Origin of the sequence: Rothia sp. CCM 9417, assembly GCF_048513575.1 — a bacterium.
In the GTDB taxonomy this organism is placed as follows: Bacteria; Actinomycetota; Actinomycetes; order Actinomycetales; family Micrococcaceae; genus Rothia.
This window is the reverse complement of sequence record NZ_JBLXXT010000002.1, coordinates 310279-335011: the sequence shown is the minus strand read 5'-3', so window position 1 is coordinate 335011 and position 24733 is coordinate 310279. Positions and strand designations below refer to the sequence as shown.

The following is a 24733-nucleotide window of genomic DNA, read 5'->3' as shown; positions in this document are numbered from 1 at the left end:
CGAACTGTAACTAGAGGAGCTTATCGACCAGTGCGTCCTCTTCTTCCTCATCAGTGGGGCGTGAGCGCTTCTTGGGAGGCTTTGGCCGCACAATGGACTTCATATGTGCAGGCATATCGTCCACAAACTCCATACGGCGGCGAATAATTTCTTCGTCTACCTCGCCAATATAGTTGCCCTCAGCGTCATAGAACTGGCTGTAGTAAGCATCGAGTTCAGCGGCAAGCTGGGCGTCAAGCTCATCATTGCGCACCTTTTGGCGGGCAGACCAGAAGAAAGCAACATAGAACATAAGAGCGAAGCAGTACCACTGCACAGAGTAGGACAGGTTAGGGCCGTAATCCTGCTCCGGCTTATCCCTCTGAACCGGTGCGCTTGCGGGAGCCGGGCTTTCGCTGGCCATGACACCATAGTTGGCGGTAGCAAGGTCTAAGCCTGTGAGCTCAGCGATTTCTGGTAAATCGATGGAGGTTATCTGCCCCTTGACGGGCGAGGCCCCCGTATCAATTTCGCCCTCAACAATTCGTGCGGTTAGGGTAATCTCACCGCTGGGAGGCTGGGGAATAGGGGTAGCGGTTGCCGCCGCATCACCAAAAGCCGCTTCGACCCATCCCCGGTTGATAACGATCATCTGACCGGTATTTGTGCGGAAGGGGACCAGAACCTCGTAGCCGTTCAGCCCGTTATAGGGCCTATTGCGAACCAGTAGCTGTTGATCGGCGAGATAGGTGCCAGCCATCTCAACCTGTTGCCACCGCAGATCAGGGTGCGGGGAAGAGAAAAGCTCGGGGGAGTCTGCAAGGAGTATCGGGTCAGCATCATAGTTGAGAGATATTCGCTCGTTACTGAAATCCAGAGCCTCTTTGCGGCTCATCTGCCACTGGGCCAGGTAGAGGCAAATTAGCGAAGCAACCACAGTGAGTGCAAAAATACCAATCCATTTACCAGAGAAAAGAAACCCGTATTTTTTCATCACGTACCTTGCTGAATATGCGCTAAAGAGAGAACCAAGAGCCTATTGTACGGACTCAGCTGGCAACACACCCTAGGAGAGCGGGCGGGTCTGCTTCCAAAAACCGCGTGCCACCAAAAAATCTTGCAGATAGGCCGTGTGCTCGGTACAGGCCGCCCAAGTCTTGCGCCGATCGGGTGTATGGACTTTGGGGTTATTCCACAGAATCTCAGAGGTAGCCGCCGCCTGGCACCCCTTACGTGAACACTTAATGAAATCCGGCTGAGGAAGAGCCGATGATCCACTGTGCTGTGCCGAAGTCAAATTACCGAGTATATCCATGCTTACAGCCCTCCCTGCCTGCCGGAGGAAGAACCCCCGTCATTGTGCTCGTCCTCGACCAGCTCACCGTCAATAACAATAGGTCCATCGGTAGATACAGCTTCTTCCCCCGGTTGCCAATCATGCTCCGCCTGGTCCTGCCGGCTGATCCGCTCCTCCTGCGCCGCTGCAATAGCGGCCTGCTGCTCCGCCGGTAGGTAGGCTGTAAAACTTGACCCACCCTGCTGATGCTCGCCATTGGCCACCACAACCGCTAGCCAAGGGATAATTGCTGCCCCAGCTAAGAAAATCCACTGCCAGACACCCTCAACCATCACAGCCGCAATGATAAAGATAATGCGTAAAAACATCTTGAAGGCATAGCTTTTAGCGCGTGCACTCACACCTGTCGACTGGCGTTCTGCCGCACCAGTAATCTCAAATACCTCAGAATCACCAGAAGCGTAACCGGCCGCTTTCAAGTCCTCCGCAGTCCAATATTTAGCAGCCATATTTTCACCTCCCGGGCGCAGTTAAAGCTACTTCCACTAGTGTAACCCCAGTCAAACTAACAGAACCCGGCAGACTAAATAACACGCGTTTACCCGGTAAACCTGCCCCTGCCCACGCCAAACGCGTAAAATAGGGGCAGAAAAACAACCCCCACCCCAAGGGAAACCCATGAGCAACCAAACCGTACTCATCACCGGTGGCAACCGAGGCATCGGCTACGCCATGGCCCAAGCCTTCAAACAGGCCGGCTACCAGGTAGCTGTCACCTACCGCTCCGGTCAAGCCCCCACCGAGTTCTTCGCCGTCAAAGCCGATGTCACCGACGCCGCCTCCATCGACGCCGCATTCAGCGCCGTAGAAGCCGAATTCGGTCCCATCGGAGTCCTTATCGCTAACGCAGGCATCACCAAAGATACCCTACTCATGCGCATGAGCGAAGAGGACTTCACCTCAGTCATCGACACCAACCTCACCGGTGCCTTCCGCGTCGCCCAGCGCGCCACCAAGGGCCTGCTCAAAAACAAGCGCGGCCGCATCATCTTCATCTCCTCGGTCGTAGGCCTCTACGGCAACCCCGGACAGGTCAACTACTCAGCCTCAAAAGCCGGCCTGGTCGGCATGGCCCGATCCATCACCCGCGAACTAGGCTCCCGCAACATCACTGCCAACGTGATTGCACCCGGCTTCATCCAAACCGACATGACCGATGCACTCTCCGACGAGATCAAGAAGCAGTACACCGACTCAATCCCCGCCCGCCGCTTCGCCACACCACAGGAAATTGCTGACGTGGCTCTCTTCCTGGCATCAGATGCCGCAAGCTACATCAGCGGGGCCGTGATTCCCGTTGACGGCGGTTTAGGCATGGGGCATTAGGGTGTTAACGGGAATCACATTCCGTTTGCTCCTGTGTGCTCGCTTGCTCGCACCCGCTGCACTCCATCCCGTTGACGGTGGTTTAGGCATGGGGCATTAGGGTGTTAACGGGAATCACATTCCGTTTGCTGGCTGATTAAAGCTGATAGGCCTCAGCCCACTCACCTCCTCACCGGTTCGCTAACGCCCTCACGCGATTCACGCCAGACCCAGCCCGTGGGCTTCCGGCATACCGGCCCTAAGCCAAGGCAGCAGCCAGACCAAAGCTATTGAAGAAAGAAAATTACATGTCACTTCAGAACAAAACCATCATCATTACCGGCTCCTCACGCGGCGTAGGCGCAGATACCGCCCAAATTCTTGCCGCCCAGGGCGCAAACATCGTCGTCAACTACCGCTCCAAGGCACCCCGAGCCCAGAAAGTAGTGGCAACCATTGAAGAGGCCGGTGGCTCCGCCATCGCCGTTCAGGGCGACGTCACCAAGGCCGAAGACGCTCAGGCCCTCATCGACGCCGCCCTTGAAGCCTACGGTTCCTTGGACTACCTGATTCTCAACGCCTCCGGCGGTATGGAATCCGGTATGCCCGAGGACTATGCCATGACCCTCAACCGCGACTCACAGCTCCGTCTGGCACGACTAGCCACCGAAAAAATGACCCAAGGCGGCCGCATCGTCTTCGTAACCAGCCACCAGGCGCACTTCATTCGTGAGGTAGAAACCATGCCCGAGTACCAGCCGGTAGCAGAGTCCAAGCGGGCCGGTGAAGACGCTCTGCTGGCTGAGGTTCCTGCCCTGACTGAGCGCGGTCTATCGCTGGTCGTTGTCTCTGCCGACATGATTGAAGGCACCGTTACGGCGGCCCTGCTCAACCGCCTGCACCCCGGCGCTATCGAAGCCCGCCGCGAAGAAGCCGGCAAGCTCTACACCGTCAACGAGTTCGCTCAAGAAATCTCAAAGATGGTTACCGCCGACGTTGAAACCGGCCATATCGAGCTGGTCGGCGGAGCAGGCGGCTTCATCAAATAAACGTTAGCCCTCTCAAACCCAAAGGGTGTTCGCATACAGTATGCGAACACCCTATTTTGCTACGGACCTAAGTAACCCAAATAAGGATTTTCTACCCCGAAAAGGCTAGCAAGGTTAGGAACACAACCATACCATTGAGAATGATATGACAGATAAGTGGTGCCCAGATACTGCGGTGAAAAGCTCTCAGCCAGGCTAACCCCGCACCCAGGACAAAATAGTAAGGAATGAGCAGACCAAGGCCGTGTATAAATGCGAAGACAACACCACTGAAGATAACCGCAAGAACTGCAGAAAAACGAGTACGTAGCCAACCCCAAAGGTATCCGCGTAAAAGCAACTCCTCCCACAATGGTCCCAAGAAAACCATCGATAGAACTGCGCATGCTATGGATAAGGGAGAAGGCATGCTAGAAAGCAAAGTCTCTAACGACTTTCCTGGAGGAGTCGTTTCTCTATCTACGAACGCATAGACAATAAATAACTGGCAAGTAAGGGCGGCTATAAAGATGACCGGGCCCTGCCAGAAGACATGAAGAATCCGCAAAGAAGGCTTGCTCAGGCCCAGAACATCCGCCCTTAAACAGTATTTCTTTTTCAGCCAAAACAACCAGCATAAAGAAAAACACCCGACAAGGAGCATCGCAAACATAAGGGCCTGAACCAGGAGCTGGAGCCCCCACTGCAGGAACAAACACAGAAGGACAACCGCCCCAAAAACACACGCAACAATAGCGATAACACCTGCAACCGCAAGCCCTAAGTGTCTACCCCCAACCACTTGAGGGCTTTCAAAGACATTGATTCTTTTCACAGTGTTAGAATCCCACGAAATGGCGCACAGCATCCAGGCGGGGGAAGGGGACCTGTGCATCGGCAACCTTGCGCAGGGCTTCTTTCGCGCAGTAGGCAACACCCAACTCAGCCTGACCTAGCATCAAAATATCGTTGGCTCCATCACCCACCGCAAGCACCTGCGAGAGATCAACACCAAACTCCTGAGCCCATTCCAGCAAGGACTCACGCTTGACCTCAGCGGTAACAACCTGCCCGGTAACCTTCCCCGTTAGTGCCCCATCGTCAACCTCCAGCCTATTTGCCCGGTACCTGGTAAGGCTGAGCTCACCAGCCAGGGGAGCCAACACCTGCATAAACCCACCAGAAACAACACACACGGCATGCCCTGCCTCCAAAAACAGGCTAACTAGCTCATGAGCCCCCGGGGAGAACCTCACACTCCCAGCAACTTGCGCAATAACATCCTCGCTAAGACCGGCAAGCGCGCAGACACGCTCGCGCAGGGATTGCTCAAAATCAAGCTCACCGCGCATAGCCCGCTCGGTCACCGCAGCAACCTCAGCACCACGGCCCGCCGCTACCGCCAACTCGTCAATAACCTCCTGGCCAATGAGAGTCGAATCAACGTCCATAACGAGGAGTTTCTTCTCGGAACCGGTCAGGGAACATGGAACAAGGCTCACGTAATACCCCCGCTCGCAGAGCGTATCTAAAGCTGCGACCTCTTGCCTGAGCCCGTCAATCTCACCGGCAGAATATTCCGCATCGGCGGTGTAGACCCAATACGCAGGCCCGGAGAGCTCACCGGCAACCGCGCATTCCCGCACATAGTCAGACTTGCCGTTGGTCAGCTGTAGGCCTTCAACCTCACCGAGAACCTGTAAGAACCAACCCTGATCAAAAGGTGGCGTGCTACTAGTGGCGGGGGCAAAGGCTACAAGGCGCATAGAAACACTCATGGCTCCCATTCTAAAAGTGTCAGCTAAGCCATGTTGCCAGCTAGTGCTCTGACACGCGATACGGATATAACCCTTTGGCTCCCCTTGCAACAAACTAGGCAGGTCAACCCAAAAGGTACTAAAGTTGGGTGCTATGGCATCAGTTCTGGATCTCAAGCACGTCACCGTTACTCGAAACGGCAAAAACCTTATTGACAAAATCACCTGGCAGGTAGATGAGGGCGAGCGCTGGGTCGTCCTCGGCCCTAACGGCGCTGGCAAAACTACCTTGCTCTCCATTGCAGCAGCGCGTCTGCACCCCACGCATGGTGAGGTAGATATTTTGGACGAAATTCTTGGTGCGGTTGATGTCTTTGAACTGCGCCCACGGATTGGGCTTTCATCTGCTCCGGTAGCTGCTCAGATTCCCGGCAACGAAACAGCCCTAAACGTCGTTATTACTGCAGCTTACGGTGTATCAGGCCGTTGGAATGAAGAGTACGATTCCTTTGACGATAATCAGGGGCTTGCTCTGCTTGAGGACTGGGGAGTAGCTCACCTGGCTGACCGAACTTTCGGGTCACTTTCTGAGGGTGAGAAGAAGCGCGTTCTGATTGCTCGTGCGCTGATGACCGACCCCGAAATGCTGATTCTCGATGAACCCGGTGCGGGCATGGATATTGCTGGGCGGGAGGACCTCGTTAAGCGTCTGACCCATCTCGCTCAGGACCCTTATGCCCCCGCAACTATTCTGGTAACTCACCATCTTGAAGAAATCCCTGCGGGCTTCACGCACGCCCTCCTGCTGCGCGACGGCCAAGTTGTTGCCGCTGGGTCTATCGAGAGCACTCTGACGCAGGAGAACGTCTCAGCTACCTACGGAATGGATCTTGACCTCACAGTTCACCCCGGTGGTCGCTACTCAGCCTTTGCTCGCTAAAGCATGAAACCCAAGCAACTGAGCCCGGAGCAGATTACTGAGCGCGCCGAGCGAGTCTGGGCTCTGCCCAACGCTCGCGCGCTGGCTGAGGCCCCTGAAGCTGAGACACGCTACTACACCTCGCTCACCGACGTGAAGCTGCGCTCCCAGAAAGAACCTGAGTGGGGTATCTATATTGCTGAATCGTCTAAGGTAATTCGCCGTGCCCTAGCCGCTGGGCACCGCCCTCTTTCGCTCATACTGAGTGAGAAGTGGGCTGATGACCTCTATGATGTTCTCAGCGCCCACCCCGAGGTACCTGCTTATCTTGGAACAGAAGCTGAACTGGAAGCGGTGACTGGCTTCGCTCTACACCGGGGTGCCCTGGCAGCTATGGCACGCCCCAAACCGACCGCCTTGGCAGACCTGCTTGAGAACGTCCAGCGGGTCGCTGTTCTTGAAGACATCGTTGATCACACCAATGTGGGGGCTATTTTCCGCTCTGCCGCCGCCCTCAACGTCGACCTTGTGCTGGTAACGCCCCGCTGCGCTGATCCTCTTTACCGGCGGTCTATCAGGGTCTCTATGGGAACTGTGTTCCAGGTTCCCTGGGCTCGACTTGAGTCCTGGCCCCATGCGCTAGAAACCTTACACAAGGCCGGGTTCGTGACAGCAGCGCTGGCTCTCAAAGAAGACTCCCTGACCCTTACCCAACTGGCGGAAAAACGGCCAGAGAAACTTGCCCTGATTCTGGGATCAGAAGGGCACGGCCTTGCCGCCTCAACGCTGGCTAAGACCCAGCACACCGTCATTATTCCCATGAGCCACGGCGTTGATTCACTCAATGTCGCCGCAGCTAGTGCGGTGGCTTTCTGGGAAACCCGGCCCCAGTCTCACCTGAACTCCTAAAGAGTGATGAACAACCGGCCCTCCTGGGGCTCTAGTTTGCCCAAAGAGTGGTAGAGTGGTGCCTCGGTTGTAAACCGCAACCACCGGTAGGCACCCGCCCCGGTAGCTACAAGATATGCACTGGCAAAATCCAGGGCACGAAGAAGGTATATATCATGCAGGCTGGCATCCACCCTGAATACAACTACGTTCTGTTCCGCGACCTCGCTTCTGGCGAGACCTTCCTGACCAAGTCCACCATGACTTCTCAGAAGACCGAAAAGTGGGAAGACGGCAACGAGTACCCCCTCGTAGAAGTTGAAATCTCATCGGCTTCACACCCCTTCTACACCGGTAAGCAGCGCATCATGGACGCCGCTGGCCGTGTTGAGCGCTTCAACGCTCGCTTCGCAAACTTCGGCAAGAAGGCCTAAGCGCAGGCCACAGGCTTTCTCGCTTAACATCACACCCCGCAACGGCGATTTTTCACTCCTTGCGGGGTGTTTTTGTAGGTTCACTGCGTAGAATTAGGGTCGATTCGCTTTGCGCCAACCCCCAAAGGCGCTCACTGTGAAATAACTATAGGGAGGTACCGTGTCCAAGGCGGTTGAGGGTCAACCTCAGAAAAAACGAAAAAAAGCACTGTGGATTATTCTGCTGTGCCTTATTCTGGTTCCGGCCTTGGCTGCCGGTGGGTATTTACTCATGATTAACAAGGCTTGGAATAAAGCCGAAACTATTGAGAACGCTATGCCCAATGAAGATGGCTCGGTGAACACCGTGCACAACGACCAGCTTCAAGAGATGGTTGATAAAGCAACCAAAGCCCCAGAAGAAATTACTAATGAGTCAGGGGCTAGCCTGAAAGAGAATATCTCTGAGGGCGACTCCGATGGCGATGGCATTCTCGATAAGGTGGAGGGCGGTGCTGTTACCAGCCGTCCCGCCAACACCAACTCCACCGACATCCTCCTACTGGGCTCCGATCAGAGAAGCGGAGCGGAAGCTCAGTACGTGACCGGTGCCCGTGCAGACAGCATCATGGTGCTCCACATCCCCGAAGACGGCTCAGCCGCCTACCTGATCTCAATCATGCGCGATACCTGGGTTAACATCCCCGGCTATGGTTCCCACAAGGTGAATGCTGGCCTGAACTACGGTGGCGTTGACCTACAGGTAGCAACCATCGAACAGCTCCTGGGCATGCAGATGGACCACGTAGCAGAGATTGATTTCGAGGGTTTCAAGGCGCTTGTCGACACTTTAGGTGGCGTCACCGTTGATGTTCCCCTGGCTTTTAAGGCTAGCGCTCCAGGCTACTCCTTCGCTGCTGGACCCCAGACCATGACTGGCGGACAAGCCCTTGTTTATGTCAGGGAACGTTACAACTTCAGCGACGGTGACTACCAGCGTGTTCGTAACCAGCGCGCCTTCCTGCGCGGTGTCTACAATCAGCTGCGTTCTGAGGGCGCTTTGAGCTCTGCTGCCAAGCTACTTCCGGTTATCGAGTCCGTTTCGCCCTACATGAAGGTTGACTCGGGGCTTTCACCCGCAGCTATTGTTGGAATTGCTCAGCCGGTTCTGTCCAACGGCAACACCCAGCTTGTCTCATTGACTCTTCCCAACGCTGGCACCGGCTGGTCATGGGACGGGCAGTCAATTGTTGTGCTTGATGCGGCAGCTACCAGCGCTCTATCCCACGCACTACAGACCGATACTATGCCAAACTACATCGCTACCTACGGTGCTGACTAAACAGTAGGGCGCGGCAACTGATTAAAAAATATTGAGGGCCCCTTACTGGGGCCCTCAATATTTTTGTCTCAACAAAAAAGCTTAGTGTTCGAGCGGGTCCTCGGAGACTTCTTCTTCGTCGTAGCTATTGTCGCGACCGTAGAAGAGCGCAAGGAAGGCGATAGAGGCCCCCAGAACAAGGCCCAGGATACCAAGCATGGGCTTGAAGAAAATCATGACCAGGCCGGCAGTCAGAATCAGGCCGCCCAGGATTCCCATGAGCACTGAAATCCTCTGGAGGCCCAATGGGGGTGCCGGGTAGTCGGATTCGTCCTGATCCTTCCAGATAACCGATTCGTGGTTGGCCGTGTCGGCAACTGAGGCTGAACGACCGGGAATCAGGGAGCGCTTTTTCTTGGGTGCACTTTCACGGTTGGCTTCGCCCTCGGAGGGCACGAAAGCATCGGGTACATCGTACTCGTCAGCCTCGGGAAGAAGCTCGGGCAGGAAGTTGGGTAGCTCATTGAACCACTCCTGAGTAATCTCGGAGGGGCGCACAGCCTGAACGGTGAGCGAGAGTTCAAAAGCGTTACCGCGAATAGTTCCCCAGGCGCTGGTGAGCTTGTTGTGTTCATAGGCATGGCGGATAACGGGTGCTAGCTGCTCCGAAATCTGTGTTGAGAGCCGACCAACAACCTTACGGTCATGGAGCACATCAACTGAGTCAACGGTACGGCCATCGGCAAGTTTGATCTGGTTGTTCTCAAGGGAGAGAATGACGCGGCCCTCGCCGGAGGGAGGGAGGATCTCATGGAGGTACTCGGAGTAGTCTTTTTCGTCGAGAACCTTCATGGAGGCTCCCTGGGGCAGGAGCGCTGCCTGGGTGGGCGCCTGGTTGAGGGGGAAGAGCGAGCCCGGTGCACTCAGCGAAAGCAGACCGGCACTTTCGATATAGGTGTCGCCGGTGACTCCACGCAGAACAGCGGTGAGCTGAAGCCGCGCAGTGGCATCGTAGCCTGAGGCAACAACGCGGCAGATGGGGTTCCAGTAGGCTTCGGAGTCTTCTGGGCTCATGCGACCTACTTTGAGATCGTCGACGTAGACCGCGATAGCGTAAGGCTGGTAGGGGTTATCCGGCTCAGGGACCAGGCGAACATCGCCGTTCCAAACCTGCTCCCGGTCAATCAATAATTCTTCAAAAATATGAAGAATTTCGGCGTCGTAATAGTCATCGGTGATGATATGTACGGTGCCACGATCGCCCAGCGTATATTCCGTCACTGCCAGCTCCTATTTCCCTGCAAAACTTACTCTCTATAGCTTCTCACGAAAGCGCCGGTTTTGGTTCGCAATCTAGCCCACCAAAACCGGCTTTCTTTCGATATTCTCAGCCTTGAACACGGATGGAGTGAGGCAACTCTCGTAAGACTTTTTAGCTGCTCGCTGTGTTGAATTCCTGGGCCGCTAAAATGCGTTGGGCATCATCGAGTAGTTCTCGGATGAGGCGCACCAGTGCTGTTGGCGCGTCTTGGTTCTGAGATAGCCAGTCCTTGGTGGCGGTGATAACCGGGTGGTTATCTAGCCTTCCCTCAGCAAGTTCTACCGCGGGGTAAAGCCCACGAATAATCCGGGTTGCCATTCCGCCAGAACGTTCACTCCAGGTCTGAGCCAGAAGCTCAAAATAAGGGGAACGGTATTCTGTGCGCAGGCTTTCTGGGCCCTGCTGGAAACCTGCGGCTGTAGCAGAGAGAAGGTCGTTAGAAAGATCGGGGTTGCCGGTGACAGCTTGCCAAGCCTTTGCCTTGGCTTCTGCAGTGGGCAACGCTGCCAGGGCAAAAGCGTAACCACGTTCGGCGGTGGCTGAGGGGCAGTAGCTACGGGCCTGGTCCAGCTCCTGCTCCGTCACCTGCTGGTTCACAGCAAGCGCGTTTAGTGCCTTCCAGCCCAGAGTCTGGTTGTAGCGCACACCGGGGGCCTGGGGGATATGTCCATCTACCGGGCCGTAGGCACCCCGGGCAACATCGCGTGCAAAGTCGGAGCCCAGCCTCGTGTGGCTTGCAAGACTGAGAGCGGTACGAACCATGATGAGCTGTTCATCGCTCCCGGGGGTCGCTGTTTCGAGGGCTGAGAGCAGGGCCCGGAAGAGGGCATCCCATAGTAGGCTCCGCTGATCCTGCGGTGTGTAAAGGGAGATAGCTGATTGAGCCTGAGCCACAATATTGGAGAGGAGCGTCGCAGACTTTTCCAGGGGGAGAGCCTGGCAGACAGCGGTGACGAAGCGGCTGGCCTCGAGCTTGCTGTCTCTGGTCATGTTCCAGAAGCTGCCCCAGAGCAGGCCACGGCTAAGTGGGTCCTCAAGGGTAGAAACGTGTCTAAGAGCAGTGGACAGTCCGGTCTGCTCGGTCAGAGCGACCTTGGCGTAGGTGAGGTCTTCCGCGTTGAGAAGCAGCACGGCGGCATCGGCTACCTGGGCAAGCTCGTCGGCTGAAAGTTTTACCTGTGCTTCTTCTGTTCCTGCGGGCATCTCAAGGGGGATGCTGGCAGTCTGGGTAAGCCGCCCATGGGCGAGAGCCAGTGTTGCAAGCTGGAGCCTGTGGGGGCGACCGATAGATGCGGGCACCTGGGGCGGTAGAACCTGCTGAACTGTAAGCGTAGCTGGGTTGCCCTGTTCATCGCGGACCAGACGGCAGGAAAGCTCGGATAGCCCGCTGGTCAGCAGCCAGGCATCGGCCCAGGACCGTACATCGCGGTCGGAGACCTCATCGAGTGCCGCCAGGAAGTCGTCCAGGGTGGTGTTACCCCACGCATGACGCTTGAAGTAGAGACGGGCGGCGGCAATAAACTCATCAAAGCCGACGTAGGCTACGAGCTGTTTGAGAGCCGATGCGCCCTTGGCGTAGGTGATACCGTCAAAGTTTTGGCGGGCCGCTTCGAGGTGGGGTATCTCTGCCACGATGGGGTGGGTGGTGGGTAGCTGGTCCTGCCGGTAGGCCCAGGCCTTGCGTGAATTGGCGAAGGTGACCCATGATTCTTTGTAGCCGTTGGCTTCTGCCGCGCCCAGGTGGCCCATAAAGTCAGCGAATGATTCTTTGAGCCAGAGGTCCTTCCACCACTTCATGGTGACCAGGTCACCAAACCACATGTGGCTCATCTCGTGGCAGATGACGTTGGCCCTGCTCTCTAGCTGGGACTGGTCGGCACCGGAGACAAAAATGTAGTTTTCGGTAAAGGTCACCAGCCCGGGGTTTTCCATGGCACCCAGGTTGTATTCGGGCACAAAGGCCTGCTCGTACTTGGGGTAGGGGTAGGGGTAATCGAAGAGCTCTTGGAAGAAGTCAAGGCCCTGCTTGGTGACCGCGAAGATGTTGTCGTGGTCAAAGTGTTCTGCCAGGGACTGGCGGCAGTAGGCGACCAGAGGGATCTTGCCGGAGTTGACCGAGGACTTGGGGGAGTAGGTATCACGGGCGACAAAATACTCGCCGGCAAGGATTGCGGTGATGTAGGTGGAAATCCTGGCAGTCGGCTTGAACACTCGTTTGCTGATGGTTGAGTCTGAGGGGTCTTCTAGTTCCCTATCTAGTTCTGCGTTGGAGGAGACAACCCAGGTTTTGGGTGCTGTTACACGGAAGTTGAAGACTGCTTTGAGGTCGGGCTGTTCAAAGCAGGGGAAGACTCTGCGGCAGTCTGCCGGTTCGTACTGGGTGTAGAGGTAGGTGCGGTTATCGGCTGGGTCGGTGTAGCGGTGGAGGCCTTCACCCGAGCGGCTGTAGTAGGAGCGGCCCTTGATGGTGAGGATGTTCTCTTTTTCAAGGTTGGGTAGTGTAATGCGGGAACCTTGGACTACGTCGTCCAGGGGGAGGGTGTCACCGTTGAGCTTGACGGAATCTACCGCCTGGTGAATGTAGTCGATGAAGGTTGATTGGCCGGCAGCAGCGGTGAAACGGACGGTGGTAGCGACTGGGAAAGTCTCAAAACCTGCCGCTGCGTGGGTCAGGTCGATGTGGACATCGTAGGTATCAACGGTGATGAGGGCGGCGCGCTCGGCGGCCTCTTGCTGGCTTAAGTTTTCGTTATTCACATCACCTATGGTAGGTCGCGGGCTACCGGAGGTCTAACACCCCGCGCGGGCTGTCGCTAGAGTGAAGCGGTAGCCGTGCGGTGTCATTGTTTTTGGGGGAGCCGATTTGCGGTGCGCCTACCGAACGGTGTATCTTATTTTTTGTTGCTTTTCTGGCCCAAGCGGGCCGGGAAGTCACCTTGCGCGGGTGGCGGAATAGGCAGACGCGCTAGCTTGAGGTGCTAGTCCTCGTATTAGAGGGTGGGGGTTCAAGTCCCCCCTCGCGCACAAAGAGTCTTTGTTCTAAGACTATGAGCCCGGGTTCGAGAGTTTTCTCTTGAGCCCGGGTTTTTTGTGCGGCTGTGAAGAGGAGATGCTCTGGGGGTGGGTATGGTGTGTTCTGTGGTGCCTGGGTTGGGCACAGCCGTTGGTGGTGTTGTTGGCGGTTGGGCCGGTGAGGAAGCCGCTAAGAAAGTTGGATTTGATGATGGAATGGCCAATTTATTCGGGAATATCTATAACGGACTAAAAGGGTGAACATATCAGATGAATCTTTTTGACGTAACTCCTGCCTATCTCTTGTGGATAGTTTTAACCGTTATCGGCCTTGGAGGGTGGGCTTTACTGGGAGCAGGTAAAAACCGCTCCTACGCCCTCACACAAGACCCTTTCTGGATGGACCTCTACCTTTTTATTTTAGGGGGTTCTGGGCTATTTTTTCTTGGGACATTAATTTCCTCCCTCATGATAGAGCACTGGGGGAATAAAAATGTGATGGCTTTGGCAATTGGTTTGCTAGGAATCGGCTCTATGGCGTGGTTAACCCTTACCTGGGCGGGAACTTTCTTTTCTCCGGCTCCTTTCATCGGCTACCGTCCCCGCTGGTGGCGAGAAACCCAGCACACTCTTTATGCCTGGTACCGGCAGAAAGATAAGCATCATATTCATGCTGCTCGTAGCTACCGTATCCCGACCAAGACGGCCCCTGCTGAGGAGCCCATTACTAACCTGCGTACTACGAATCAGCCTTATGTTACAGAGATTGCTGCTTTTACGAATACGCATACTAGTTTCAGGTTGTATCAGCAGCAGATTCCTTCGAATCCGACTCATCGTTTTGTGTTGCGGGGGACGATAAGGGGTCCTTTTACCTTTACTGGTGAGGTTCCTGCCCAGTATTTGGGTCAGGAGGATTTGGTTTATCGTAAGTCGATGTATTTTCCGCAGGAGCCGAATTTGGAGCAGACGCGTTCGCGGGTGGTGGAGCTTTTTGTGGATTATCATCGTCTGACTGCGGTGCAGGTGCCGGGGGAGGATTATGTGCGTAGGCATTCGTGGGTGGCGTCTTTTGCGAATGTGTGTTCTGGTGATGTGCGGTTGCGGGTGTTGGATTCTGGTGCTTTGGAGGTGGTGATTGGTGAGCCGGTGGGTGGTGAGTGTTTTGTGTTTGTTTCTGAGGTGGGGTGGTGGACTCGGGTGAAGGTGCGTTCTGGTGGTTTGGTGAGGGCTTTGGATCGGAGGAGGTTGTTGCCTTTGTCGTCGTCGCAGGTGGTTCGTAGGAGTTTTGTGGGTGAGGGGTCTGTGGTGGAGGGTTCTGTGGTGTCGGTGCGGGGGCAGGGGGAGTATTTTTCGTCGGTGGGGACTAGATGAGGTTGTGGGCGTCGTGGGGTCTGAGTCTTTTCTATGGGTGGCACGAGGAAGACGTGCCTTTATGGAGTAGCTGAGTAATTTTGACTCTTGATAGATTCTTCGATGCTAGTATGCACTGTAGATTGCCTCCATAGCAGAATGGAAATGTGCTGATGACTTCTCTGAAAATATCTTCAGAAGACTTTGACGCGTGGAAGAAAACTACCGGTGATGCTATGCGTATCCTTGAACGCATAGGTAACCCCCCGAGCGGTGACTACGGGGGAGCCAGTGGCACTGTTGAAGGTGAACATGGCATTTGGTCTTCTAAAATGACCACCACTCATACTGAGTTGAACTCGCTCAAGGATGCTATTGAGCTTGTTCAAAAAAATATGAAGACTGCGGATCAGATTGGGGCAAATAAGTGAGCGGAGAGAACTGGAGCGCTCTTGGCGGAGAGCAGTTTAAAGGTAGTCCACAGGACTTCAAGAATCTTGCTAATTATTGGCGGGATGCAGCTGATGCTCTAAGCGGTGTCCAAAAGCCTTCCAGCGAAGCTCTGGGTAACTCCGCTAAGAATTTCGATGCGGCTATGGGTGAGACTGAGTCAGCTTTTACTAAAGCTCAACAAGGGTGTGATGAACTAGAGCGACTGTGTTCGGCTTGGGCAGCAGAGCTGGAAAGTTTGCAAAAGTTAGCGTCAGATTTAGCTAAACAGGCTGGGGCTGCCCAAGAATCTATTAGTTCTTCTCAGAAACAACTTGAGGGACTTTCTCGGAAAGAAAATAAAGATTCGGCAACTGAAGGTAAACAAAAATCTTTGCAAGAAGCAGTTTCGAATGCCCAGTTGGATCTTGCTATGGCTCGAAGTGTTTTTAGTAATCTTAAAATTAGTTATGATTTTCAGGTGAATTCTTTTAAAGGTGCTTACCATAGCCCTGAGTTCATTTCGATTAGTGCTACTACTAATTCCCAGAGTCCTTTGGGGCGTCAGATTGCAAGCTGGATTGGTGGGCTTCAGAGTGCTCATCCTGATAAAGCTGGAATTCTGAACTTTGCTGATTCGGTGTTGCCTTTCCAAGGTGATGGAACTGTTAAAGCTTCTTTCTTCTATAATGATTTGCTCTTTGCTGGTATTGGTGGAGTCGAAAAAGCTCTGTCATCGTTTCGCTTAGGTCTGGGGGCTGGCTCTGGTGCTGGTAAGTCCACGGCGCTGTCTAAGATGTTTGGTTTTGCTGATAATATTTACTTCCCAAACCCCATTAAGGAAAAGGTAAAAATTGCTTCGGGATTTGTTGGGAGCAAACTTAAGGGAAAAGATTTAGAAGGCTTTTTCAAGAAATGTCTGGAGGCGAACGCAAAGAATCTTGATAGAGGGACTCGTCGCTTGATGGGAAACACGAATGAGCTTGCTGCGGGCATGGCTGAATCTGTGAGAGGAGTATTTTCTAAGTATTCATTACCTATTAGTGCCCTGAATAAAGATTTTAAGAAGATGGGCGACTCAAAGAATGTTATTGCCGCTAATGCTAAGTATCTGTCTGAGAATGTTGGTGGCAAGGTGGGGGCTTTTGCTAAGCATATGCCTATGGTGGCTAAGGTCAGTAAAAGGATTCCTCTAGTAGGCAATCTTATTAGCGGTGCTACGAACTACTCTGAGTACTATAAGGATGATAAGCATCAGTCGTCGTCTGAAGGCGAAAAGCGTGCTCGTGCTGTGGGCGCGAGCCTCGCTACGACTGGTACTGGTATGGTGGCTGGTGCTGCTAGTGGTGCGGCTTTGGGTGCTACATTGGGCTCTGTGGTGCCTGGGTTGGGCACGGCCGTTGGTGGTGTTGTTGGCGGTATCATCGGTGGTGTTGTTGGCGGTTGGACCGGTGAGGAAGCCGCTAAGAAAGTTGGATTTGATGATTATGCAGCAGATAAATTCGGTCAAATTTTTAATGCCGTAAAAGGATAAATGAACTGTGACAGCTTTTGAGATGACTCCTGCACTATGGATGTGCCTAGTAATGACAGCTATATCACTTGGTGGCTGGATTCTATTGAGCACAGGTAAAAACCGCGCCTACGCTCTCAGTCAGGACCCCTACTGGATGGACTACTACCTATTTATCCTAGGACCCATGGGAATTTTCTTTCTAGGTTTATTCTTGAGCGGAATTGCGGACTACTTTGGGGGGCAACTATCTTATTCATTGGTTTTTACTGGTTTAGGGATAGTTGCTGTTGCTTGGATGCTTCTGAACTGGCTCATCATCCTCTTTTCTCCGGCTCCTTTCATCGGCTACCGTCCCCGCTGGTGGCGAGAAACCCAGCACACTCTTTATGCCTGGTACCGGCAGAAAGATAAGCATCATATTCATGCTGCTCGTAGCTACCGTATCCCGACCAAGACGGCCCCTGCTGAGGAGCCCATTACTAACCTGCGTACTACGAATCAGCCTTATGTTACAGAGATTGCTGCTTTTACGAATACGCATACTAGTTTCAGGTTGTATCAGCAGCAGATTCCTTCGAATCCGACTCATCGTTTTGTGTTGCGGGGGACGATAAGGGGTCCTTTTACCTTTACTGGTGAGGTTCCTGCCCAGTATTTGGGTCAGGAGGATTTGGTTTATCGTAAGTCGATGTATTTTCCGCAGGAGCCGAATTTGGAGCAGACGCGTTCGCGGGTGGTGGAGCTTTTTGTGGATTATCATCGTCTGACTGCGGTGCAGGTGCCGGGGGAGGATTATGTGCGTAGGCATTCGTGGGTGGCGTCTTTTGCGAATGTGTGTTCTGGTGATGTGCGGTTGCGGGTGTTGGATTCTGGTGCTTTGGAGGTGGTGATTGGTGAGCCGGTGGGTGGTGAGTGTTTTGTGTTTGTTTCTGAGGTGGGGTGGTGGACTCGGGTGAAGGTGCGTTCTGGTGGTTTGGTGAGGGCTTTGGATCGGAGGAGGTTGTTGCCTTTGTCGTCGTCGCAGGTGGTTCGTAGGAGTTTTGTGGGTGAGGGGTCTGTGGTGGAGGGTTCTGTGGTGTCGGTGCGGGGGCAGGGGGAGTATTTTTCGTCGGTGGGGACTAGATGAGGTTTCTGATGTCGAGTAGGAGCAAAAAATAGGATGAATCTATATATAGAACCCACTAGCGGGGTGAGCATGAATCTGCCCGGGAACTGGGAGGTCGATTTTGCCCCGCATGAATATGCGGTAATGATTGCGCACGCCACCGAAGAACACCTCAAGGGCCTGAACATTGTGGTGACGGTGGAAAGCCCACCGGATCAGCTACAAGAACTAGAAACGTACGTTTCATGTCAAATCGAGGCTCTTGAGCAAGCCTATGCGCCGCACACTGTAGTATTTTTGGGGCAACGCACTTACGCGACTGAGTCTGAAACAGTGGTGTTGGCCGTACACACTATGAGTGGTAAAGATTCTGTGGTTGCTAGTTTTCAGTTATACACCATCAACCAAGGGGTAGCCACCGTGATCACGGTGACAGCGCCTCTTGCTTTACTTGACACTGGGCTTGCCCTGAGTCACCACCTGATCGAATCTTTTTCGCCTGCAGCGCGTCTTTACCAGTACTCGTTCTATGAGAAATAAGAACTATGTTGTTAGCTAATACTGATTTTGAACAGACATTGAAACTTCCTGCTCAGACAATAAGCTATTTGAGGCCGAGCGGTTCTGGTAGAGAGCCTCAAGCTCCTCTGGCGGCAAGCGTCATGGAGTCTTTAAAGGACGCTGGGATTATGGCTCCCGAGGGTGGACTAACTGTAGCTGGGCAGCGCCTTGTCGGTATTGTCAGTGATCCTGTCCAACAGCTGGTAGTTAGACAGGTTCATGCTCTTGAAGAGAATGCGATTCATGTGTTCTTTGGCAGAGCAGAATGTGTCGTGTGGGCGCGAATTATTAATGCTCAGGGTGTTGCTAGTGGTGAGTGCATTCTCTCGCGTACTACTGCTGAGAATGCCTTGCAACATGTGTTGGCGTGGGTGGACATGCCGGTGGTTGCTGTGCCTGATGATGCTCTTGTGAGTGCTGATGCAGAAGATTTGGCTGCTTCGGTGTTTTCTATTGACTCCCGAGGGTGGAGAGTTAGCAGTAGTGCCCTGCCTGGGGACGTGAATATTTTCTATCGCCACGGTGCATTATGGCGGCTCAAGGGGGTCGCTGAGGCTGAGGGGGCGCGGAATAGATTGGTGTTGCAAGCTGAGGATTCTTTGTCATTGAATATGTTGATTCACTATGTGTGGGGTTTGTGTGTACAGGGCCTTGGGGCAGTTTAGGTGCACGAATACATTTCTAGAGTGTGGCACGTCACCCGCTTTTCGGGGCTGAAAACTTGCAGACCTCGGTTCTTCTGCGTATAGTTATTACTCGTTGCCAGCTCAGCCGAAAGGCTCAGCAAAGACACCTTGCGCGGGTGGCGGAATAGGCAGACGCGCTAGCTTGAGGTGCTAGTCCTCGTATTAGAGGGTGGGGGTTCAAGTCCCCCCTCGCGCACAGAGCAATCCTCGGTTCTTTAAGAGCCGGGGATTTTTCTATGCCCACCCAACCACCCAGACCAAGGCCGAACCCGGCACCGACCCCAACCGTAGAGGGCCGATAGACTGGGAACATGACAGCCAGCAGCCCCACCCCGTCATCCCATCTACCCAAGCTCGAACACACCTACGCCCAGGCCTTCCCATCCCTGGCCCACCCCGCGCAGCCAGAGATACCCGCAGGATCAAAAGTAGCCTGGGTCAACCACAGCCTGGCCCGCGAACTCGGACTAGACAGCGAGCGCCTCGCCAGCGCCCAAGGACTCACCTGGCTCACCGGCGGGGCAAGCAAAAGCACCTACGCCCTTGCCTACTCCGGCTACCAGTTCGGCCAGCTCTCACCCGTCTTAGGGGACGGCCGGGCCCACCTGACCGGGGAACTAACCCCCAGCCCAAAAGCTGGTGATACTCCTGGGGCCAGAGCTCACCGCCTAGACCTACACCTTAAAGGCAGCGGCAGGACGCCCTTTTCGCGCCCCGGCTCAGACGGCAAGGCACCGCTGTCAGCAATCTGGCGCGAAGCGGTCATCGGGGAATTCCTGCACGCAATGAACGTGCCGACCAGCAGGGTCCTGGCCATTATCGAAACCGGGCAACGCATCAGACGGCGTTCGCCCCAACCTGAGCCTGCCGGCATCGGGGTGCGTGTGGCTAACAGCCACATACGGGTGGGGACCTTCCAGTACGCCCAGTACCGGGCAGATACGGACACCCGCCGGGAGCTAGTCAGCTACGCCCTACACCGCCACTACCCGGAGGTAGAACTCCCAGCAACCAGCGGTCAAGAGGCCCTGGCCCTCCTGCGCGCGGTAGCACAGAGACAGGCCGAGCTGGTGGCTCAATGGCAGGCACTGGGCTTCGTGCACGGGGTACTGAACACCGATAACGTGACTATCTCCGGTCAGGCCATAGACTTCGGGCCCTGCGCCCTCATCGACACCTTTAGACGCGGTGCCGTGTACAGCTCAATTGACCAGAACGGGCGCTATGCCTACGACCAGCAACCCGCTGTCACCCAGTGGAACCTTGCGCGCTTTGCTGAAACCCTGCTTGACCTCATCGACGGTGAGAACCCCAACCGGGCTATTCACCTGGCAACAGAGGTCCTGGCCGAGTTTGAAGAGACTATCCGCGACCGGCAGGTTAGTTTGTTTGCGCAGAAAATCGGCTGTGACCTCTCATCAACACCCGTAGAACACCGGGCACAGGGGGCTGCCTTCATCGACCGGACGCTGAACTTACTCGAAGAACAGTCCCTCGATTTCACCGGCTTTTTCAGTTCTCTCACCGGAGGCAGCTGCCTGCTCAAAGGGCAGGAACAGGCCGCCTGGCTGGCAGAACAACAGCACCTGCAAGAGCTGACGCAGACCACCCCTGAGCGCGCGGAGCAGTTGATGAAGCGGGCAAATCCCCTCTACATTCCTCGCAACCTTGCCCTGGAGACTGCCCTGCGTCAGGTGGAGCGAGGAAACCTAGAGCCGGTACTGGGCCTCATTGACATCATCAGCAGGCCTTTCACCCCTCAAGAGGGGGCCAAATTTTTACAGACAGCACCCGCCCAGTCACGTTTCTTTGTCAGCTTCTGCGGCACCTAGAACCCCTACACCGGGTACTGAGGGTAAGAGAAAGGGCCGATGACCCTACACAGGTCATCAGCCCCTTGCTGGGACTAGCGGTTGCGGCGGGAATATACCCACACCACAAGCGCGCTAGACAGATTCTTTACTCTGCTCAGTTTCTTGGGCAGTGGCTAACTGCTTATCAGCCTGCTTCACGCGCGCGCTTTCCTGTAGACCGGAGCTAGTGCGTAGCGGGGGCACCCTAAAGAAGAGAGCAAGAATAAAAGCCAATACCGTAACGAAGAAGCCCACCCAGTAGACCGAGACCGCTGAGGCGGTGAAACCCTCCATGAAGGGGCGGGTCAGGCGGGCATCTGCGCCGTTCAGATACGAGGTATCGGAGGTTGACACTTCAGCGCCCTGAGTTTCCCCGGAGTTTTCTTCGATTTTCTGAGCTATCTGCGGCACTAGCTGATCTACCCAGTAGGTGCGCTGGGCCTGGTCGGACCAGTTAACGGTTAGAGTTCCCTTATCGGCGGTGGCATGGAGTTGGCTGGCAACCTGTTCCAGTGCGGCAGTCTCTGCCTGCGGGCTAGCCTGCTCAATCTGGGCATCGATGACTGTCTGAGCCTGGTCTGCCGCAAGAAGGTCAGCCTCTACCTGCTTCTGAACAGCCTGGGTGACCTGCTCCTTGACCTGAGTATCTGCGGTTGATTTGGCGCTCTCGGCTGCCTGCTGGAGTTGCGTGGCGATACCCGCTTGCGCAGGAGTAAGAATCTTGTTCCAGATCTGATCCATGACGCCCTGATTTTCAGGTGCCTGAGCAACTGCCGGTGTCAGCGCGGCATCGAGCCCTGCGCGCAGGTCATCGTCGTTACCCATAGCTTTAACAATGTTGGCGGGCATTGCAGAGAAGAGAACAGAGAGCAGAACGGCGGTGCCCATTGTGCCACCAATCTGGCGGAAGAAGGTGGACCCAGAAGAGGCAACCCCCATGTAGGTCGGTGCCACAGCGTTCTGGGCGGCGAGGGTGAGTGACTGCATGAGCTGGCCCAAGCCAAGACCCATGATGAACATACCGATCATCAGGAACCAGAGCGGGCGGTCAACCGTCATAAAGGTCAGATAGAAGTAGGCAAGGGTCATGAGCGCTGTACCCAGAATCGGGAAGATGCGGTATTTCCCGGTACGGGCAACCATACGGCCAGAAACAATGGAGGCTATCATGATGCCACCCATCATAGGCAGGGTTGCAAAACCGGACTCAGTGGGAGTGAGGCCCACAACAATCTGTAGGTAGAGGGGGATGGTCATCATGGCACCGAACATGCCAAAGCCTACAAGGAAGCCCAGAATCGCAGACATCGAGAAAGCACCGGACTTAAAGAGCGCTAGCGGGATAATGGCATCCTGGCCCATCTTAGCTTCAATGCTAAGGAAGGCTACTAGACCCACAGCAGAAATAAGGTAGCAGGTAATTGCAGAGGCTGAGGTCCAGCCCCACTCACGGCCCTGCTCAGCCACCAGGAGCAGGGGCAGTAGGGCAACAATGACGCTGGTTGCGCCCCACCAGTCAACGCGGGGAGCTTTGCTCTTATCAGCGATAGCGGGCAGATGCAGGAACTTCCAGACCATGGCTAGAGCAACAAGGCCGACAGGTACGTTGATGAGGAAGACCCAGCGCCAGCCAGTAACCCAGAAAATTTCGGGGGCACCGGCGAACATCCCACCGATGAGGGGCCCGAGCACCGATGAGATACCGAAGACCGCCAAAAAGTAGCCCTGATACTTTGCCCGTTCGCGGGGAGCTAGCATGTCGCCCATAATCGCCATGGGTAGGGACATCAGCGCGCCCGCACCAATACCCTGGAAGGCACGGAAGAGGGCAAGCATCATCATGCTGGTCGAGAAGCTAGAGAGTAAGGAGCCCAGAATGAAGACCAGGATGCCCAAGAGGTAGAGGGGGCGGCGGCCGAAGACATCGGAGAGCTTGCCGTAGATAGGGGTGGTGATGGTGGAGGTAATCATGTAGGCGGTGGTTACCCAGGCCTGCTGTTCTAGCCCGTGTAGGTCATCGCCGATGGTGCGAATCGCTGTTGAGACGATGGTCTGATCGAGCGATGAGAGGAACATGCCCGCCATGAGCCCGAGAATAACCAGCATGATTTGCCGGTGGGTCATGATAGGTTTTTCACCCGTGCTGGGCGGCACTTTCTTATCTGGTGATGTCACTGTTGGTCTTTCGGTGCATGGGATATTTGCTCAGATTTATTCTAGTTTGCAGTTCTGCAAAAACTTCTAAAAGTTCATGTTCTTTCCCGCACATTCCCTAGCTCACTAGAGCATGTGAGCTTCAACAAAAGGTCAGGATGCACATATTTGTTTTTGTTGGTTTTTTAGGGGGCTGGGTCGAGTAAACCCCACACAAACTACAGGTAAAACCACACTAAAACACATCGAATCGTGGCATAATTGAACTGCCACCAGAAAACATCCACCACGGATTCTGTGAAAGGAACCTAATACCATGGCCCTGGAAAAGAAGCACACCAAGCTCGGCGTTATCGGCGCAGGCGGCGTTGGCTCAGCAACCGCATACGCAGCAACCCTCCGCGGCGCAGCCGATGAAATCGTGATCTACGATATTGCCGCCGACCGTGCTGTTGCTGAAGGCCTGGATATTGCTCACGGCACCATGTTCGCCCACGAAGCTGAGGTTGCAGGTAGCGGCGATATTGAAATCCTGCGCGATGCTGACCTGATTATCGTCACCGCAGGCGCTCGCCAGAAGCCCGGCCAGCCCCGCCTGGAACTGGCAGAAGCAAACGTCAACATCTTCAAGGCAATGCTGCCCCAGGTTATGGCAGTAGCACCCAACGCAATCCTCATGATCGTCACCAACCCCTGTGACGTTCTGGCCGTTGTCGCCCAGAAGATTACCGGCCTGCCCAGCGAGCGTTGCTTCGCATCGGGTACCGTTCTTGACTCTTCCCGCCTGCGCTGGCTCATTGCCCAGAAGGCTGGCGTTTCCATCCGCTCCGTCCACGCAAACATCGTGGGCGAGCACGGCGACTCCGAGTTCCCCGTATGGTCAGCTGCCAACATTGGTATGGTTCCTCTCAACGAATGGACCAACGAAGCCGGCGAAAAGGTCTTTACCGACCAGGTTAAAGCTGAACTTGCTGAAGAGGCTATGCGCGCAGCCTACAAGGTCATTGAAGGCAAAGGTTCCACCAACTATGCTATCGGCATCTCAGCAACCCGCATCGCAGAGGCTATCCTGCAGGGCCAGGACGCCGTTCTGAACGTTGCTACCCAGATCCGTGGCCGCTACGGCATCGAAGGCGAAGCTGCCCTCTCACTGCCTTCAGTCGTTTCCCGCGATGGTGTCAAGCGTGTACTCGATGTCCCTATGACCGATGAGGAGATTGAGCGTCTGCGCGCTTCAGCCAACGCAATCAACGCATCATTGGCTACTCTAGGTTTCTAATCAAGGCCGAGTCATCGCCACTCTCGCAAGGGAAGAGGCCTCAGGAGCGCCGATAGGGGCCCGGTAGACAGAACCGGGCCCCAACCTATACCCCCTAAGACGGGGTGGACTTCTGGGGGAAGCGGAAAGGTGGTTTAGCCAAAATTTTCCTGACGGGTATTTCCCACTTTGGGAGAAAGGCTGTAACGTCTACTGTATGAGTACAAATCCTCGTGCCGAACTGGCTTATCTGACATCCGCTCTTGAAGAGCACCTCAACGCAATCGTTAACAGCCGAGGTGAACACGATGCGGCTGTAGACAACGCCTACGTTGCCATTGCCAATGCCTTTGAGCGTTACGAAGAGGCTCTTTTTGACGCTTATGAAGAGGTCACTCCTCTGGAAGTTTTCCTGGATGAAGACGATGACACCGATGAATTCGATTACGAATTTGAGGCTGACGACGCAGAAGATGCTGATCAGGCCGAGTAACCTTAGGGGCTAGAGAAGATTTTGT

At 54.8% G+C, this 24733-nt stretch carries 23 protein-coding genes and 2 tRNA genes; 17 read left to right on the top strand and 8 right to left on the bottom strand.

Going from position 1 to position 24733, the window contains the following annotated elements; translation table 11 throughout:
* Positions 1–10: 10 nt before the first annotated feature.
* The 3 genes from ACN082_RS05010 to ACN082_RS05000 form a co-directional block, all read right to left on the bottom strand.
* Complete coding sequence (locus ACN082_RS05010; RefSeq protein WP_419099743.1) at positions 11–973, bottom strand: SURF1 family protein; 963 nt, start codon at positions 971–973, stop codon at positions 11–13.
* Between the two features lie 72 nt (positions 974–1045).
* Positions 1046–1294, bottom strand: coding sequence for an acetone carboxylase (locus ACN082_RS05005; protein WP_419099742.1), 249 nt, complete (start codon positions 1292–1294; stop codon positions 1046–1048).
* A gap of 2 nt (positions 1295–1296) precedes the next feature.
* Positions 1297–1785 carry a DUF3099 domain-containing protein gene (locus tag ACN082_RS05000; protein WP_419099741.1) on the bottom strand — a complete coding sequence of 163 codons (489 nt, stop codon included), beginning with the start codon at positions 1783–1785 and terminating at the stop codon, positions 1297–1299.
* Positions 1786–1954: 169 nt separating this feature from the next.
* Here ACN082_RS05000 and fabG point away from each other — a divergent pair, with 169 nt between their 5' ends.
* Both fabG and ACN082_RS04990 read left to right on the top strand, forming a co-directional pair.
* On the top strand, positions 1955–2662 hold the full coding sequence (fabG, locus tag ACN082_RS04995) for a 3-oxoacyl-[acyl-carrier-protein] reductase (RefSeq protein WP_419099740.1): 708 nt from the start codon (positions 1955–1957) through the stop codon (positions 2660–2662).
* Between the two features lie 287 nt (positions 2663–2949).
* Positions 2950–3690: an SDR family oxidoreductase gene (locus ACN082_RS04990; protein ID WP_419099739.1), complete on the top strand. Its 741-nt coding sequence runs from the start codon at positions 2950–2952 to the stop codon at positions 3688–3690.
* A gap of 91 nt (positions 3691–3781) precedes the next feature.
* Here ACN082_RS04990 and ACN082_RS04985 read toward each other — a convergent pair whose 3' ends face one another.
* A complete protein-coding gene (locus tag ACN082_RS04985) occupies positions 3782–4504 on the bottom strand; it encodes a lysostaphin resistance A-like protein (RefSeq protein ID WP_419099738.1) in 723 nt (240 codons plus the stop codon).
* A gap of 4 nt (positions 4505–4508) precedes the next feature.
* Entirely contained in the window at positions 4509–5447 is a 939-nt protein-coding gene (gene serB, locus ACN082_RS04980) for a phosphoserine phosphatase SerB (protein ID WP_419099737.1), read from the bottom strand.
* Between the two features lie 133 nt (positions 5448–5580).
* Here serB and ACN082_RS04975 point away from each other — a divergent pair, with 133 nt between their 5' ends.
* From ACN082_RS04975 to ACN082_RS04960, 4 genes are all read left to right on the top strand, one after another.
* Positions 5581–6366, top strand: coding sequence for an ABC transporter ATP-binding protein (locus tag ACN082_RS04975; RefSeq protein ID WP_419099736.1), 786 nt, complete (start codon positions 5581–5583; stop codon positions 6364–6366).
* Between the two features lie 3 nt (positions 6367–6369).
* A complete protein-coding gene (locus ACN082_RS04970) occupies positions 6370–7254 on the top strand; it encodes a TrmH family RNA methyltransferase (protein ID WP_419099735.1) in 885 nt (294 codons plus the stop codon).
* Positions 7255–7409: 155 nt separating this feature from the next.
* Entirely contained in the window at positions 7410–7667 is a 258-nt protein-coding gene (locus tag ACN082_RS04965) for a type B 50S ribosomal protein L31 (RefSeq protein WP_083091002.1), read from the top strand.
* A 160-nt stretch (positions 7668–7827) separates the two neighbouring features.
* Positions 7828–8988, top strand: coding sequence for an LCP family protein (locus ACN082_RS04960; RefSeq protein ID WP_419099734.1), 1161 nt, complete (start codon positions 7828–7830; stop codon positions 8986–8988).
* Between the two features lie 81 nt (positions 8989–9069).
* Here ACN082_RS04960 and ACN082_RS04955 read toward each other — a convergent pair whose 3' ends face one another.
* Both ACN082_RS04955 and pepN read right to left on the bottom strand, forming a co-directional pair.
* Entirely contained in the window at positions 9070–10248 is a 1179-nt protein-coding gene (locus tag ACN082_RS04955) for a hypothetical protein (RefSeq protein ID WP_419099733.1), read from the bottom strand.
* A 151-nt stretch (positions 10249–10399) separates the two neighbouring features.
* A complete protein-coding gene (pepN, locus tag ACN082_RS04950; protein ID WP_419099732.1) occupies positions 10400–13045 on the bottom strand; it encodes an aminopeptidase N in 2646 nt (881 codons plus the stop codon).
* Between the two features lie 181 nt (positions 13046–13226).
* On the opposite strand from pepN, the gene ACN082_RS04945 reads away from it, so the two are divergent.
* The 9 genes from ACN082_RS04945 (at position 13227) to ACN082_RS04905 (ending at position 20782) form a co-directional block, all read left to right on the top strand.
* Positions 13227–13312, top strand: a tRNA-Leu gene (locus ACN082_RS04945).
* A gap of 258 nt (positions 13313–13570) precedes the next feature.
* Positions 13571–14674: a hypothetical protein gene (locus ACN082_RS04940; protein WP_419099731.1), complete on the top strand. Its 1104-nt coding sequence runs from the start codon at positions 13571–13573 to the stop codon at positions 14672–14674.
* A gap of 152 nt (positions 14675–14826) precedes the next feature.
* Complete coding sequence (locus ACN082_RS04935; protein ID WP_419099730.1) at positions 14827–15084, top strand: hypothetical protein; 258 nt, start codon at positions 14827–14829, stop codon at positions 15082–15084.
* Entirely contained in the window at positions 15081–16616 is a 1536-nt protein-coding gene (locus ACN082_RS04930) for a hypothetical protein (protein WP_419099729.1), read from the top strand. Before ACN082_RS04935 ends, ACN082_RS04930 begins: the two co-directional genes overlap by 4 nt.
* Positions 16617–16668: 52 nt before the next feature.
* Positions 16669–17724, top strand: coding sequence for a hypothetical protein (locus ACN082_RS04925; RefSeq protein WP_419099728.1), 1056 nt, complete (start codon positions 16669–16671; stop codon positions 17722–17724).
* A gap of 69 nt (positions 17725–17793) precedes the next feature.
* A complete protein-coding gene (locus ACN082_RS04920; RefSeq protein ID WP_419099727.1) occupies positions 17794–18243 on the top strand; it encodes a hypothetical protein in 450 nt (149 codons plus the stop codon).
* Positions 18244–18248: 5 nt separating this feature from the next.
* Entirely contained in the window at positions 18249–18929 is a 681-nt protein-coding gene (locus ACN082_RS04915; protein WP_419099726.1) for a hypothetical protein, read from the top strand.
* Positions 18930–19060: 131 nt separating this feature from the next.
* Positions 19061–19146, top strand: a tRNA-Leu gene (locus ACN082_RS04910).
* Between the two features lie 115 nt (positions 19147–19261).
* Complete coding sequence (locus ACN082_RS04905) at positions 19262–20782, top strand: protein adenylyltransferase SelO family protein (RefSeq protein ID WP_419099725.1); 1521 nt, start codon at positions 19262–19264, stop codon at positions 20780–20782.
* Between the two features lie 114 nt (positions 20783–20896).
* On the opposite strand, the gene ACN082_RS04900 is transcribed toward ACN082_RS04905, so the two are convergent.
* The gene (locus tag ACN082_RS04900) at positions 20897–22927 is read right to left on the bottom strand and encodes a DHA2 family efflux MFS transporter permease subunit (RefSeq protein WP_419099807.1); all 2031 of its coding nucleotides are present in this window, start codon (positions 22925–22927) and stop codon (positions 20897–20899) included.
* Positions 22928–23273: 346 nt separating this feature from the next.
* On the opposite strand from ACN082_RS04900, the gene ACN082_RS04895 reads away from it, so the two are divergent.
* Together ACN082_RS04895 and ACN082_RS04890 are read left to right on the top strand one after the other, a co-directional pair.
* The gene (locus tag ACN082_RS04895) at positions 23274–24236 is read left to right on the top strand and encodes an L-lactate dehydrogenase (protein ID WP_419099724.1); all 963 of its coding nucleotides are present in this window, start codon (positions 23274–23276) and stop codon (positions 24234–24236) included.
* A 196-nt stretch (positions 24237–24432) separates the two neighbouring features.
* Positions 24433–24708 carry a hypothetical protein gene (locus ACN082_RS04890; protein WP_419099723.1) on the top strand — a complete coding sequence of 92 codons (276 nt, stop codon included), beginning with the start codon at positions 24433–24435 and terminating at the stop codon, positions 24706–24708.
* Positions 24709–24733 lie beyond the last annotated feature (25 nt).

What these genes read in the sequence shown, in the direction of transcription:
- ACN082_RS05010 (WP_419099743.1), bottom strand. Translation starts at nt 973, where the DNA reads ATGAAAAAATACGGGTTTCTTTTCTCTGGTAAATGGATTGGTATTTTT.
- ACN082_RS05005 (WP_419099742.1), bottom strand. Translation starts at nt 1,294, where the DNA reads ATGGATATACTCGGTAATTTGACTTCGGCACAGCACAGTGGATCATCG.
- ACN082_RS05000 (WP_419099741.1), bottom strand. Translation starts at nt 1,785, where the DNA reads ATGGCTGCTAAATATTGGACTGCGGAGGACTTGAAAGCGGCCGGTTAC.
- fabG (WP_419099740.1), top strand. Translation starts at nt 1,955, where the DNA reads ATGAGCAACCAAACCGTACTCATCACCGGTGGCAACCGAGGCATCGGC.
- ACN082_RS04990 (WP_419099739.1), top strand. Translation starts at nt 2,950, where the DNA reads ATGTCACTTCAGAACAAAACCATCATCATTACCGGCTCCTCACGCGGC.
- serB (WP_419099737.1), bottom strand. Translation starts at nt 5,447, where the DNA reads ATGAGTGTTTCTATGCGCCTTGTAGCCTTTGCCCCCGCCACTAGTAGC.
- ACN082_RS04975 (WP_419099736.1), top strand. Translation starts at nt 5,581, where the DNA reads ATGGCATCAGTTCTGGATCTCAAGCACGTCACCGTTACTCGAAACGGC.
- ACN082_RS04970 (WP_419099735.1), top strand. Translation starts at nt 6,370, where the DNA reads ATGAAACCCAAGCAACTGAGCCCGGAGCAGATTACTGAGCGCGCCGAG.
- ACN082_RS04965 (WP_083091002.1), top strand. Translation starts at nt 7,410, where the DNA reads ATGCAGGCTGGCATCCACCCTGAATACAACTACGTTCTGTTCCGCGAC.
- ACN082_RS04940 (WP_419099731.1), top strand. Translation starts at nt 13,571, where the DNA reads ATGAATCTTTTTGACGTAACTCCTGCCTATCTCTTGTGGATAGTTTTA.
- ACN082_RS04935 (WP_419099730.1), top strand. Translation starts at nt 14,827, where the DNA reads ATGACTTCTCTGAAAATATCTTCAGAAGACTTTGACGCGTGGAAGAAA.
- ACN082_RS04925 (WP_419099728.1), top strand. Translation starts at nt 16,669, where the DNA reads ATGACAGCTATATCACTTGGTGGCTGGATTCTATTGAGCACAGGTAAA.
- ACN082_RS04920 (WP_419099727.1), top strand. Translation starts at nt 17,794, where the DNA reads ATGAATCTGCCCGGGAACTGGGAGGTCGATTTTGCCCCGCATGAATAT.
- ACN082_RS04915 (WP_419099726.1), top strand. Translation starts at nt 18,249, where the DNA reads ATGTTGTTAGCTAATACTGATTTTGAACAGACATTGAAACTTCCTGCT.
- ACN082_RS04905 (WP_419099725.1), top strand. Translation starts at nt 19,262, where the DNA reads ATGACAGCCAGCAGCCCCACCCCGTCATCCCATCTACCCAAGCTCGAA.
- ACN082_RS04900 (WP_419099807.1), bottom strand. Translation starts at nt 22,927, where the DNA reads ATGACCCACCGGCAAATCATGCTGGTTATTCTCGGGCTCATGGCGGGC.
- ACN082_RS04895 (WP_419099724.1), top strand. Translation starts at nt 23,274, where the DNA reads ATGGCCCTGGAAAAGAAGCACACCAAGCTCGGCGTTATCGGCGCAGGC.
- ACN082_RS04890 (WP_419099723.1), top strand. Translation starts at nt 24,433, where the DNA reads ATGAGTACAAATCCTCGTGCCGAACTGGCTTATCTGACATCCGCTCTT.